The sequence below is a fragment of the Mesorhizobium sp. M0045 genome, assembly GCF_040323385.1.
GTDB lineage: Bacteria > Pseudomonadota > Alphaproteobacteria > Rhizobiales > Rhizobiaceae > Mesorhizobium.
Window position 1 is genome coordinate 55,775 of record NZ_JAMYUY010000013.1, and the last position, 13,531, is coordinate 69,305.

Sequence of the window (13,531 nt, forward strand, 5' to 3'; positions counted from 1 at the left end):
TGCCTCAGCAAGAAGAGTCCGGTTCCTAGCCGGGCGGAGGCGCAACGAGATAGCCAGCTCAGGACAAGGAGAGCAAGCCATGGTCGCTTTTACCCTCAATGGCGAGGCGCGAACACTCGACGTCGATCCAGAGATGCCGCTGCTCTGGGCGATCCGTGACGGCATCGGACTCACAGGAACGAAATTCGGTTGCGGCCTTGCCCAGTGCGGCGCTTGCACGGTTCACGTTAACGGCATGCCGACGCGCTCGTGCCAGACCGCAGTCGGCGACATCGAAGGAGCCTCGATCACCACCATTGAGGGCGTGTCGGGCAAGATCGGCGAAACGGTCCAGGCCGTGTGGGCCGAGTTCGACGTACCTCAATGCGGCTATTGCCAGTCTGGCCAGATCATGTCGGCCGTGGCCCTCCTGACAGAGACGCCGAAGCCGACGGACGATGATATTGATTCGGCGATGAGCGGCAATCTCTGCCGCTGCGCCACCTATCATCGCATCCGCGCGGCCATCCACGAGACCGCCAACCGGCTGGAGACTTGAGGCATGTTGCAGTTTCTCCCGAAGCATAATGCCGTGGGGCCCACGCGCCGCCAGTTCCTCCTCGGCACGGCCGTCACCACCGCGGGCCTCGCCGTGGGCTACCGGCTAATGATGGCCGCGCCCGCCAACGCACAAACGACGCCTGCAGCGGTCCAGGCGAACCCCTTCCAAACCTATGTCGAGATCACACCGGAGAACCGAATCGTCATCCACTCGTCGCAGTTCGAGATGGGACAAGGCTCCTATTTCGGCATCGCCACCCTGGTTATGGAAGAGCTCGACGGCGCCTGGGCGCAGGTCCACGTGGTCGGCGGATATGGCAATACCGCGCTCTACGGCAATCTCGCCTGGGGCGGGGCCGCGCAGGGAACCGGTGGCTCCACGTCGATGAGCTCGTCGTGGGAGCGCTACCGCAAGGCGGGTGCTGCCGCACGGGCCATGCTGGTGGCGGCCGCGGCGCAGCGGTGGGACGTGCCAGCCGGCGAGATCACAGTGGCTTCCGGGGTCGTGTCGCACGCCTCAGGGATGCAGGCGCGCTTCGGTGACCTGGCTGAAGCCGCAGCGGGAATGCCGGTTCCCGACGACGTGCCGCTAAAGCCGCGCGACAAGTGGGCCCAGATCGGATCGGACAGCCTCAAGCGCTACGATTCCGCCGGCAAGACCAATGGCGCGCAGACCTACACGATCGACCTCAAGATGGATGGACTCAATACGGCCGTTATGATCCATCCGCCGAAGTTCGGCGCTGAGATCGAGAGCTTCGACGCCTCCAAGGCCAAGGCACTCGACGGCATTGTCGATGTCGTCCAGACGCCGCGCGGCATTGCCGTGGTCGGCAGGGACATGTGGACGGCGCTCAAGGGCCGCGATCTCGTGGAGGTGACCTGGAACGAAGAGAAGGCCGAAAGGCGCGGCACGGCCGAGATCATGGCCGAATACACTAAGGCAGCAGACGATCCGGGCGCGGCCACCGCGCGCGACGACGGTAACACTCCCACAGCGTTGGCCAGTGCTGAGAAAGTCATCCAAGGGCACTACGAATTCCCCTATCTTGTCCATGCTTCGATCGAGCCACTCAACGCGGCCGCCCGAATCAACGAAGACGGCACCATCGACGTCTGGGGCGGACACCAGATGCCCGACCTTTATCAGGCGGCTGCCGCTCAAGTAGGCGGCACCACGCCGGACAAGGTGAGGCTGCACGTGATGAAGACCGGCGGCAGCTTCGGCCGCCGAGCGGTCTCGGACGCAGATCTCATTATCGAAGCTGTTTCCACAGCGCGTGCACTGGGACCCGGCAAGCCAGTGAAGGTGCAGTGGACCCGCGAGAACGACATGCGGGGTGGGCGGTACCGGCCGGCCTATGTGCACGCAGTCAAGGCGGGGCTCGACAAGGAAGGCAATGTCGTCGCTCTCCATGACCACATCGTGGGCCAATCGATCGCGGGCGGTTCGCCCTTTGCGGCGATGATCGAGAACGGCATCGATCCGACCTCCGTGGAGGGCGCCACCAACCTGCCCTATGCGATCCCGAACCTGAAGGTCGAGCTGACCACCACGGACGTGAACATCCCAGTGCTGTGGTGGCGTTCGGTAGGCTCCACCCACACCGCTTACGCAATGGAAACCCTGATTGATGAGCTCGCCGCCGCTGCGAACCGTGATCCGGTCGACTTCCGCTTGTCGATGCTCGGTCACCATTCACGGCATGCCGGCGTGCTGAAATTGGCTGCTGAGAAGGCAGGCTGGGACAAGCCTCTGCCGGAAGGCCATTTCCGCGGCGTGGCCCTGCATGAAAGCCTCTCGACCTATGTCGCCGAGGTGGTGGAGATCACCTTCAACGATGGAAATGATTTCAAAGTCGACCGCGTCGTCTGCGCGGTAGATTGCGGCACCGCGATAAATCCTGACCAGATCCGCGCTCAGATGGAGGGCGGTATCGGCTTCGGGCTAGGCGCGATCCTCCAGGAGGAGCTGACCCTGACGAGCGGTGTCGTAGACCAAGAGAACTACGACACCTATATGCCGCTCAGGATCGAGCAGATGCCGCGCGTCGAGGTGCACATTGTGCCGTCCGACGAGCCGCCCACGGGCGTTGGCGAGCCGGGTGTGCCGCCGATCGGCCCGGCCGTCGCCAACGCGCTACGGGCGGCGACGGGCAAGACGATCCGCAAGCTGCCGACCATAAAGAACTTGTCAGCATAGCCGGGAATGACACCATGAAAACGGCCGGATGAAGATCGCGGTCGTAGGTCGTTTTTGAACGCCTCCTGACAGGCGATCACCTCCATTCGCAATTTCCGGCGGCTGCCCGGTCCAATATCCGGTTTAGAGACGGTAACCCGTGTTCTGAACGACCGCAGACGGTCGTTGGTGCTGGTAGCACTAAAGAACCGCTTTCGAGACGCAAACGCCGCACGCAAATGTCTCGAAAGGGTCACGCTAGAGACTTTGTACCACCTAGTTGCATGTCTGCTATCGCTTTCTGGGCGCGAGAAGCGGCCGGTCCTCTGACGGCCCCATAACAGGACATTGATGTCTTCGCGCTGAGCGTCAGCAGTTGGCGCTACCGCGACCCTTCTCAGGAAGGCTGCACACCGACGCGATCTTCCTTTCGCCTTGCGCAAACCTCCCTTCCGAGTGAGGCCTTCAGTGCGTCGGCTGGTGGACTGAGGCACTTCTGAGTGGGACAACAACATTGAAAAACATTGGAAAAGATTTGAATGCTCTGAAGTCCCACTGATCTCTTACCAATTGATTTTTATGGCTTTCTGAATACCCTCCGGGCCCACCATAAACATTGATTTTATTGGCAAAAATATGCTTCGGCCCAAAACGTTTTGGGCCCATTATGGGCCCAGAGAAAGGGCGGCTGATATGCCGCCCCGCGCATGGTCGGTTGGTCTCACTTACTTGACGACGCGCAGAGCCGCTCGCTGCTTCATCGCATCGCGTTTGGCCTCACGCTCGTTGATGGCTCGGACCATGTCGACAGCCATTCGCTTCTTGTTGGCCTCTCGGACATATCCATCCGTCACCGTCATTGAAGAATGCCCCATCGCCTCCATGATGGCGCGCGCTTGGATGTTGCATTCGGCGAGATAGGTGCCGAAGGTGCGGCGTAGCCCGTGCAGGGTGTAACCCTGCGGAATGCCGGCCTGTTTGTTCCAATGTGCCATCATGCCGGTGAGGCTCTTTTCCGCGAACGCACGTCCATAGGCATTCTTTAGTACCGTTCCGCCTTTCGAACGATCGAGTGGCGCCAATGCTTGAGCCAGCTTGTCAACGATGGGAATGAACATCTCGCGTCCGCCGTGACGGTTGCGATTCTTCTTCTGCCGGAAATCGAACGCCTCGATCACCTCTAGAGAGCCATCGAACAATTCGATCTCTTCTGAGACCAAGTCGTCCCATTCCAAAGAAGCGATGTCGCCGCGTCGGTTGCCGAGCCAGAAGGCGAGCGCGTAACAAGTGCGCGGCGCGGAGCCGATCGGATGGCGCGCTTCGAACTTTTCACGAATGGGCACCGGCCACGCGGGATTGGCGGTCGACTTAGGAATGCGGACGCGGATCGACAGCGAGGGATCGTCCTGCGGTTTGATCCATTTCTCAATCTCGATCGCCACCCACAGGAGCTTCTTGATTGCGACCAGCAGATGCTTGGCAACCGTCCGGTTGGCGGCAAAAACGGCTTCGACAATCGCACGCAGATGGTCGGCATCAAGATGCTCTACTGGCGTATCGCGCCAAGTCAGCGGATAGGCAGGATCGACCTGCATCTTTAGAAAGCGTTCAATAAGCCGAGCATTCTTCTGCTGCGTCGCTTCGTCAAAGTCCAGCCACTCCATCGTCGCTTCAAGTCGCCGCGCAGCATGACCGAATGTCTTTGGCAACGCCCGACCAGGCAGGTCTATAATAATTGCCTTCAGGCCCTGTCCTTGTGTCGCCCTTTCATAGGCGGCTTCGAATTCCGGTTCGCCGGGTTGACCGGGGAGGCGAATTTCGGGCATGCCCTTTGCCCGGTAGCGATAAACCAACTTCCCTCTTTTGAGGCGCGAAGAGACCCCAGGGTAGCGGGCGTCCTTGAAAGGCCTAGCCATCAAACGCTCCTTTCGGGTTTCTGCCGCCGGCGCTCGACGCGCGGAGAGTCCTCCAGCATCGCCTGTAGCGAAAGGGTTTTGCTTTCCATGGCAACGCGCAGGAGCACAGGGTAAGGGAATCCTCTGCCTTGCTCTATGCCTTCAAACGTGCGCTTCGGTATTCCAAGAACCTTGGCGGCGGCTTCCGCAGTAATCCCGCCTTTGACCCGCCAGGCTTTCAGTTCTTGCGCAAGTTTCTCGTTCTCGTCCACATCATGCCTTCCGCACAAGTCACAGCCATACTACGTCTACAGCGTATACGCAACTGGCGTAGCTATCATCTTTTTCCTCCATCCCGTTTGCTTCGTTCCAACAGCTCTTGGAGACCGCTGTCCTTCTCCGGCAACGAGGTGAAAGCGATATCGAGGGCTACACGGTCCCAGATGGTGCGGCTATTGATATGCTTAGGTCTCGGCATGCGCCCGTCAGCAACCATCTCCTCGAAGAGCGTCGACCCAACGCCAACATAACGTGCCGCTTCATCACGAGAGAGACCTCGCGGGGGATACGAGATTGCATCACTCTTCACGGGCCTTGCCCCGGGACTGTCCGGGCACGCGTCGGACGGTTGCGATAGGTGGAAGTCCTTTGAAATGGCACCGTGATGCTGCCCGAACAAACTAACTTCATGCAGATGTCCCTGAACGGCGAGCGTGTGTTGCCACACTAAGGAACATTGCGTTGGGCGGAAGCCCTCTCAACAGGTCGTACGGCAAAAGGAAGCTGTGGAGTGCAAATCGGATGAATGCCAGACTGGAATTGTGGTGCGCAATGCCTTGCCCGCAGGAAACAGATCATTGTCGCCGATCGGCGGCTAGCTATCGACACTTGGAACCCAGAGCGACCGCCGTTCGGCTCCCATCCTGGGCGCAACATGCGGACCACCGCCGGCGGGGACATTCGGTCCCGCGTCCCGTCCCTGCGGCCGGCGCTATGCTGACGCTCCTACGGCTGTCCCGTTAACCGTCAGCGGCGGGGGCGAATTTCCTCCATCCTACGCGCGACACTCGTCCTTGTTGCAGACGCGCGCAGGACTGCGGTTTATACGCCGTTTTCCCTCGGCGCCGACCGTCGTCGGCGTGAATATCGCGGGTGCAGCGATAGTCTTTTACTGGGTTCCGCCATCGGTGCGGTTGGCACGGGTTCAGGCAAGCGGGGTCATGATGCGAATGTCCTCCGCGTGCTGCAAATCCAGTTCGGTTTGATGGTTGGGAATGTCGAGGCCAGCGATTGCATCATCCGGCAGTATTCGGCCCAAGCGAAATATTGTTTGTAGGCAGCGCCCAGTTAGGGTGAGAGGGCTGCGGTCTTGGCCGGTAGAGTAGGGATGAAGCGCCTTACCTCGTCTCCGAGGCAGGTCTCTTCATCCCCCGCTCCGAACCGGACGTGCAAGTTTCCAAGCATCCGGCTCTCCATGCGTGGCCTTCGGCCACGGGTGGCCCTCACAGTGTGGCGAGGGCGTTGGTCGACTCCCAGAAGGTGGCATCCCCTTTTCGGAAGTGCTCATCCGGGTCGTTCCATCCGTTCGGTATGCGAAGGCCTCGGTCCGGGTATCGCGGGCGTTTAGTGTCGGCGAACCGGGCGAGTTTCTTCCTGCCCACTCGCCAACTGCCGCCTTTCCCGGCTCCCGACTCGGTGTATATACGGCGCAGTGTCCTTCCAGACGCCTTGCCGTGTTTCTTCCCGAGCCAGTACTTTATGCGCCGGTACAGCCACCAATCGTGCTTGCTGAACTCCCTCCATGCCCGTGTGGCATAGCGGTAGTAGTTGCGCCAGCCGATGATGACCGGGTTGAGGTCGTCGATGAGTTCAGCGAGGGTCTGGCCTGTTGGCTTTTCCCTCACCTTGACCTTGATCTTGTCGCGCAGGAACTGCGACTTGCCCTTCGGAATGAAAAGCAGGCCGAGACGCCGGTCAGATGACGGCATCCTGACCTGCGCGACCCGATAGCCGAGAAAGTCGAAGCCTTCCCGGACATCGGTGATCTTGGTCTTTTCCATCGACAACTCCATGCGCAATTCCTCTTTCAGGAACTGCGCCAGCGCCAGACGCTCTTCTTCGGCCTCCTGCTGTGTTCCCTGTACGAGGACGACCAAATCATCCGCGTACCGCACCACATAGAAGCCCGGCCGACCACGGTAATAGTCGGACTGCAGGCGCTGTTGCGCCCGCTCGCGGGTCTTGTCGCGTGGATTGGGAACCCAACGCCGGTATCTCTCGTCGATGGCCGTCAGATAGACGTTGGCCAAGAGCGGCGAGACGATTCCCCCCTGCGGGGTGCCGGTCACCGGGTGCCGAAGGCTGCCTTCGATCATGATGTCGGCCTTCAGGAAGGCGAGCACCAGCCCCAGGACCTTGCGGTCCCGGACGCGGCGTCGCACGCGTTCCATCAGCACGTGATGATCGATGGCATCGAAGCACCCTTTGATATCCCCCTCGATCACATACCGGGTCCGCGAAGGACCGGCTGATGTCGGGTTCAACTTATGGCGCACCCTCGCGAGTGCGTCATGGGTGCTCCGGCCGGGACGGAAGCCATACGAGGTCGGATAGAAGTCCGCCTCGAAGATCGGCTCCAGCACCAGCTTGAGCGCCATCTGGACCAGTCGGTCTCTGAGCGTGGGTATGCCCAAGGGTCGGAACTTTCCCGGTTTGCCGGGCTTCGGTATTAACCTCTGCCGGACAGGTTCAGGCCGGTAAGTTCCCTGCCGCAGGTCTTGCCGGATATCTTCCAGAAAGCCTGCGACACCATCGGGCCGCCCTTCGACCGCCTTGCGCGTCACGCCGTCCGTACCGGGCGTGTTGCTACCCTTGTTACGGGCCAGCCGTTGCCAGGCATGAAGCAGCGTTCCGCGATCGCATACGATATTGAACAGATCCGCAAACCTCTTGTCGGGGTCCGCGGCACTCCACCGATACAGCTTGCGCTGCATGTCGAGAATGAACCCGGTATTCACCGTGTCGGACATGGTTGTCCCTCTCCTGCTTACAAAGTGTATCCACTGCCCGCCTTCGCCATGCGGACGGCTTTCCCGTCCTCGGACTACTACGCAGGCTCCGCCCCGCTTCGCGCGTTCGCCGGTCGCTTCGGCCAGCCGATCCCGTGAGGGTCGGCAACGCGGGCGGGTTCCCAAGTTCCACCAGCTGCTCCTCGTCCGCTGTAGGAGCCGACTCTACCCCGTGTGGAATCCGGCTTCCGGGCCTTGCAGGCTTTCCCGGACGCTGATGGCGGGTTTCCCCGACATCCCTGACGCGCACCCATCAATCGCGCGTCGGCACTCCACAAGTCTTTCGACTGCCTCACCCACTTCCGAGTCGGTGAGGAACCTCCTGACGGGGCTTCGGCCATCGGTTCGGTTTCCCTCTCCATGGCGGACTCGCTGGCCGGGCCGTTCTCGGGATCGGAAGTTCCCTCACGCCCGGCTTTAACGGGTTCTGCTGATTTACGGCTCCCCGGAAGCACCCGGTCGGCCTCACCCGTTCGCTTCGCGCCCCACGCTGCACCGTGTGGCGGGGAGGGTTTTTCGCCCTCCGGAGATGTTGGTGGCTAGTCCTCCAACTCGGCGTTTCTCCTTTCTGGTCAAAGAGTTAGAGGGCTGTGCTTGGCGCACTGACGGGTTGGAGGCCGAGAGAGAGGCTTTCGGCCGCCCGTCGCGGAGTGCTTCTCAATGGCTACGGCTGCGAAGAAAATCACCCTGTCGTCGGCGCGCGACATCCCCTTCAATCAACTCGTCATCTCCCAGGCGAACGTTCGGCGGATCAAGGCCGGCGTATCAATCGAAGACCTGGCGGAGGACATCGCCCGGCGAACGCTCCTACAGAGCATCACCGTCAGGCCTGTGCGCGATGCGGACGGCAACGAGACCGGCATGTTCGAAATCCCGGCCGGCGGGCGCCGCTATCGCGCTCTCGAACTCCTTGTCAAGCAGAGGCGCCTTGCCAAGAATGCGCCGGTGCCCTGCGTTGTTCGCGAAGGGGGCTTGGCCGAGGAAGACTCGCTCGCCGAAAATATCCAGCGCGCTCCACTGCATCCGCTGGATCAGTTCCGCGCCTTCCTAGCGTTTCGCGAGAAGGGCATGTCGGAAGAGGAAATCGCCGCCAACCAGTTCGTTTCGGTGTCGGTTGTGAAACAGCGGCTTCGCCTTGCATCAGTCTCGCCCAAACTCCTTGAGGTCTATGCCGACGACGGCATGACCCTCGACCAGCTCATGGCGTTCACCGTTAATGGCGATCACGAACGGCAGGAGCAGGTCTTCGAACGTCTTACCCAGAGTTACAACAAGGAACCGCACGTCATCCGCCGCATGCTGACAGAAGCCGCAGTGCGTGCTGCTGACAAGCGTGCGCAATATGTCGGGCTCGACGCCTATACCGAAGCCGGGGGCGTCGTCATGCGTGACCTCTTCCAAGGCGACGAGGGCGGTTGGCTGCAGGATGTCGGGCTCTTGGAAGCGCTGGTTGCCGAGAAGCTCCGGCTGCAGGCTGAGGCAATTTCGGCTGAGGGCTGGAAGTGGATCGATGTCGCTCCTGACTTTCCCTATGGCCACACCTACGGTCTGCGCCGCCTCCGTGGCGAGCAGCCCGCTCTCACCGAGCCCGAGCAGGCGACCCGCGACGCACTTCAAGCCGAGTTGGACGCGCTGGAGCAGACTTACGCCGACGCCGACGATCTGCCCGAAGAGGTCGACGAACGGTTCGGCGAGATCGAAACCACAATCGGTGCGCTTGACGAAAGGCCTGAGGTTTTCGATCCAGAGGAAATCGGGCGCGCCGGTGCCTTCGTCAGCATCGATGCATCGGGCAACCTCAAGGTCGAGCGCGGGTATGTTCGCCCCAAAGACGAACGTCCGGTCGAAACGGAAGCCGATGGCGAAACTGACGCCGTCGCAGCGCGACCAGAGCGCGAAGTCGATCGTTCGAGCGCCGCTATCGAGACCGTGATGGAGCAAGAGGAGGACGACGGCTTGAAGCCAATCCCGGATCGCTTGATGACCGAGCTAACTGCCCATCGCACGCTTGCCCTGCGCCACGCGCTCGGCGAGCAGCCTGATGTCGCATTCGTCGCCGCGCTCCATGCCCTCACGCTACGCGCGTTCTATCGCTACGGCTCCGATACATGCCTGGAACTGGATCTGAAGATCGTCAGTTTCGGCACGCAAGCGCCGGGCTTGAACGATACTAGCATGGCGTCGGCAGTCGACGCCCGCCACCAGTGCTGGGTTGCGGTGCTTCCAAGAGAGCCTGGCGAATTGTGGGATGCTTTGCTGGCGTTCGACAGCGACAGCCGTCAGACCTTGTTTGCACATTGTGTGTCGCTGTCGGTCAACGCGATGTACGAGGCTTACAATCGTCGCCCGCGTGCGTTGGCGCATGCCGACCAGCTCGCGCAGGCCGTCGATCTCGATATGGTTGCGGCCGGGTGGGTTCCAACCGTCGACACCTATCTCGGCCGCGTCACCAAGGCTCGTATTCTCGCGTCTGTTCGCGAAGCGAGGGGCACGCGTGCGGGCGATCGAATCGAGCACCTGAAGAAGGGCGACATGGCCGAGAAGGCGCAGGAATTGCTCGCGGCTTCAGGATGGTTGCCGGAGCAACTGCGCACGCCCGGTCGCCCAGTCGTGGCTCTCACTGAACCCTCGTCGACCGTGATCGGCAGTTCGATCGACCAGGATGTGGAGGAAATGGCGGAGTGCGGCGGCGAAAAGGCTATGGCGGAAACCGAGCTACAGATCGAAGATGAAGCCGCCGAGATCGATACGCAAGCGGTCGCGGCCGAATAGCCAAAGGAGCAACACGTAGACCCGAGGGCCCGTCCGCAACGGCGGGCCCGTTTTTCGTTTGGGAGTCCGCAATGCACCATGCCGCTGATCTTGCGCGACGGCTGGCCGCACAGGCCGAGGCCGTATGCCGCCACTATCTTTCGAACGGTCACCGCGCGGGTCGTTACTGGCTTGTCGGCGATGTGCGCAACGCGCCCGGTCGCTCCATGTTCGTGCGTTTGCAAGGTAGCGAATCCGGCAGAGGCGCGGCTGGCAAATGGACCGACGCCGCCACCGGCGAACATGGCGACCTCCTCGACGTCATTTCCGAATCCCTTGGCGTGGCGGGCTTCAAGGAGGTTGCCGATGAGGCGCGTCGCTTCTTGTCGATGCCCAAGCCAACGCACAATGCAAAAGAACCAGTCCGAGCGGCGTCCGCTTCGGCAGGCTCCACGGAAGCGGCGCGGCGGCTGGTCTCAATGTCACAGCCGATTGCACGCACGCTTGTGGAGACATATTTGCGTGCACGCGGAATAACGGCCTTGCACGAAACTGAAAGTCTCCGCTTTCATCCGCGCTGTTACTATCGCCCCGACGATGAGGGGCCAACCGAGCTTTGGCCCGCGATGATCGCGACGGTGACCGACCTCAATGGCAAGCTCACCGGCGCACACCGCACATGGCTCGATCCCGGCGGTTTTAGCGAGGCCCGCCTAGGCCGGGCTCCGATCGACACGCCGCGGCGAGCCATGGGCGAACTGCTTGGGCACGCGGTCCGCTTTGGTGTCGAAAGTGACGTGATGGCGGCCGGTGAAGGCATCGAGACCATATTGTCGCAACGTTCAGCGCTGCCCTCCTTGCCGGCGATCTCAGCCCTGTCGGCAGCGCATCTGGCGGCCATCGTCTTTCCTGCCACGCTGCGGCGGCTCTATATCGTTCGCGACAATGATCCGGCCGGGGATGGAGCAATGGCGGCGCTCGTCGAACGCGCCAACGCGGCCGGGATTGAGGCCAGGGTGCTGACACCGCAACTCGGCGACTTCAACGAGGATCTGCGCCTGCTCGGTCTTGATGCTCTGAGGGCGACTTTGCGGGTTCAGATGCCACCCCAGGATGTGGCACGTTTCATGTCGCCCACAGCCTGACTGAGAAAGAGAACGGGGCTCAGCGTTGTTGCGGACTCTTAACATGCCTATGCGGGACCGAGCTAGAGAGGACGAGCCTGCGGCCTCCCAAAGGGCGATCGGGCACCAGCCGGCCCGGACCGGCAATGGCTGCGTCCGGCTATTTTCCGGCGGCCTTTGCACCCCGGCACCCCGCGGGGACCCGGTATCAGGCCTTTCCAGCGCGAAACAAAATAGCCGGGCTCGCCATCCTCCACTCCGTTACGGCCCTGCGCTGGCGCTGCGGGTGCAAGTCCGGACCGCCCGCCGCCTTCGTCGCCATGAAGGCCGCGATAGGCGCGGCCGGTCCACCGGAGGAAACCGCCATGGGCAGCCAGCACGATACCGACTTTGAACCGCAACTCCCATTCTCTCCAACCGATCACGTCCTGCAGGAACTCCAGCTCTACGGCTACCGGCCGTTCGAGGACGAACCCGATCCGCGTCCGCTTCCCGAAGGCTGTGTCATCGCAGCCAGCATGGCCGACATTTTCGACGCCCTCGTGGTGGCGCTGTCCGATACGCGCCTCGAACCGGACCTCGAGGAACTGCTCTGGGGGACGGTCAATCTCTTCCATCGCGCCGTTGCCCGGATCGAACGCGACCTCGACGCCAACGAGCTCGCCCAGCAAACGCTGCAGCGCGAACAGGACGGTTCAGAGGTCAAGTCCACAGAGCTCGAGCGCCTCATCGCGCTGGGCCAGACGCTTATAGAACGACGCAACGCGTTCGAACTGATGCGCGACCAGGCCTCCGAACATTTCGAGCGTCACACGCATTCCACCTGGCGACCGCGTTCGGGCTCCGTCGTCAACCACCGCAATCTCACAGCGGCCATGATCGACAGTCGCGATTTCCTTGCCGCCAAGAGGCATGCCAATACCCATGCGCTTCTGCCTCCCGGGCCGAAGGTCGCCGTCACCGGCGGGCTCGACTTCAATGACCATCGCCTGATCTGGGCCAAGCTTGACCAGGTCCATGCCAAGCATCCGGATATGGTCCTGCTCCACGGCGGATCGCCCAAGGGGGCCGAGTTGATCGCGGCCAGATGGGCTCACAATCGCAAGGTGCCACAGATCGCCTTCAAGCCTGACTGGACCAGGCATGCCAAGGCCGCTCCGTTCAAGCGCAACGATGCAATGCTCGACACTTTGCCGATCGGCGTCATTCATTTCCCTGGCACGGGCATTCAGGACAACCTCGCCGACAAGGCACGCAAGCTCGGCATCCCGGTCCTGAAATTCGGCGCCGCATGAAAGGGACGGCCGAGGCCAACGCCAGCGCCATACTCGTCTACTGGTGTGTTCGTTCCGGACGGCGGTCGGGCCATGGCGCTGCCGGCACGATCGCGACGACTGCGGGCCAGCACGGCTCGAACTTCAGGTCTTACCGGCTTCTGAAATTGAAAGCACGAACCGATCCTCGCGTTCATCAGCGCAATTCCTTGGTCCGGTCCGAGGGCCTGGTTCCATCAACCCGTAAAGGGTCGGACTACGCAAAGCGTGCCGCCGCTTCGGCTTCGCCTCTCCGGTGATTGCGGCCCTCGGCCGGACACATCGGGCGCCTGTCACACGGGGATCGATCCCCGCTTCCAAACAGGAGCCGAAAAGATGTCCCTCGCAGTAGCAAACGCCTTGGCCTTCAGCCTCGCCACCACCCTGATGGTCAGCATCGTCATCTTCCGCGCGGGGGACGGCACACTCTCCGTAGCGCCAATCGACGACTACGACGGAGACATCTCGGAGATCGTCGGCGAAATCGACCCCTATGCTGAATGAACCCGCCCGGGACGCACCGACAAGCGAGGCGACGTCGAACTCAGACGCGCCTCGACGAAGTGCTCCGCACCTCCATGTCACCGGCCAAATCTGGCGGGGCTGCTACAGGTCGAGCGACCGGCAAGATGAACAACCCCGCCGCCTATGAAGAACG

10 protein-coding genes are annotated in these 13,531 nt (G+C 61.8%); 6 read left to right on the forward strand and 4 right to left on the reverse strand.

Features of this window, described 5'->3' with window-relative positions; all coding sequences use genetic code 11:
- Nucleotides 1-79: 79 nt before the first annotated feature.
- Nucleotides 80-538 (forward strand): (2Fe-2S)-binding protein, encoded by a 459-nt coding sequence (locus tag NKJ72_RS20350; RefSeq protein ID WP_352467057.1) that lies wholly within the window; start codon nucleotides 80-82, stop codon nucleotides 536-538.
- A gap of 3 nt (nucleotides 539-541) precedes the next feature.
- Nucleotides 542-2,743: a xanthine dehydrogenase family protein molybdopterin-binding subunit gene (locus tag NKJ72_RS20355; protein ID WP_352479101.1), complete on the forward strand. Its 2,202-nt coding sequence runs from the start codon at nucleotides 542-544 to the stop codon at nucleotides 2,741-2,743.
- Nucleotides 2,744-3,447: 704 nt separating this feature from the next.
- Here NKJ72_RS20355 and NKJ72_RS20360 read toward each other — a convergent pair.
- The 4 genes from NKJ72_RS20360 to ltrA all read right to left on the reverse strand — a co-directional run bounded on the left by NKJ72_RS20360 (nucleotide 3,448) and on the right by ltrA (nucleotide 7,646).
- Nucleotides 3,448-4,638 carry a tyrosine-type recombinase/integrase gene (locus tag NKJ72_RS20360; protein ID WP_352479102.1) on the reverse strand — a complete coding sequence of 397 codons (1,191 nt, stop codon included), beginning with the start codon at nucleotides 4,636-4,638 and terminating at the stop codon, nucleotides 3,448-3,450.
- Complete coding sequence (locus NKJ72_RS20365) at nucleotides 4,638-4,889, reverse strand: helix-turn-helix domain-containing protein (protein WP_352479103.1); 252 nt, start codon at nucleotides 4,887-4,889, stop codon at nucleotides 4,638-4,640. The genes NKJ72_RS20360 and NKJ72_RS20365 overlap by 1 nt, the downstream gene beginning before the upstream one ends.
- A 65-nt stretch (nucleotides 4,890-4,954) precedes the next feature.
- A complete protein-coding gene (locus tag NKJ72_RS20370; RefSeq protein ID WP_352479104.1) occupies nucleotides 4,955-5,206 on the reverse strand; it encodes a hypothetical protein in 252 nt (83 codons plus the stop codon).
- A gap of 913 nt (nucleotides 5,207-6,119) precedes the next feature.
- On the reverse strand, nucleotides 6,120-7,646 hold the full coding sequence (gene ltrA / locus NKJ72_RS20375; protein WP_352479105.1) for a group II intron reverse transcriptase/maturase: 1,527 nt from the start codon (nucleotides 7,644-7,646) through the stop codon (nucleotides 6,120-6,122).
- A gap of 699 nt (nucleotides 7,647-8,345) precedes the next feature.
- Between ltrA and NKJ72_RS20380 the strand changes: the two genes are divergently transcribed.
- The 4 genes from NKJ72_RS20380 to NKJ72_RS20395 all read left to right on the forward strand — a co-directional run bounded on the left by NKJ72_RS20380 (nucleotide 8,346) and on the right by NKJ72_RS20395 (nucleotide 13,377).
- Nucleotides 8,346-10,457 (forward strand): ParB/RepB/Spo0J family partition protein, encoded by a 2,112-nt coding sequence (locus tag NKJ72_RS20380; protein WP_352479106.1) that lies wholly within the window; start codon nucleotides 8,346-8,348, stop codon nucleotides 10,455-10,457.
- A 71-nt stretch (nucleotides 10,458-10,528) separates the two neighbouring features.
- On the forward strand, nucleotides 10,529-11,581 hold the full coding sequence (locus NKJ72_RS20385; protein ID WP_352479107.1) for a DUF7146 domain-containing protein: 1,053 nt from the start codon (nucleotides 10,529-10,531) through the stop codon (nucleotides 11,579-11,581).
- Nucleotides 11,582-11,925: 344 nt separating this feature from the next.
- Complete coding sequence (locus tag NKJ72_RS20390; RefSeq protein WP_352479108.1) at nucleotides 11,926-12,855, forward strand: DUF2493 domain-containing protein; 930 nt, start codon at nucleotides 11,926-11,928, stop codon at nucleotides 12,853-12,855.
- Nucleotides 12,856-13,209: 354 nt separating this feature from the next.
- Complete coding sequence (locus tag NKJ72_RS20395; protein WP_352479109.1) at nucleotides 13,210-13,377, forward strand: hypothetical protein; 168 nt, start codon at nucleotides 13,210-13,212, stop codon at nucleotides 13,375-13,377.
- Nucleotides 13,378-13,531 lie beyond the last annotated feature (154 nt).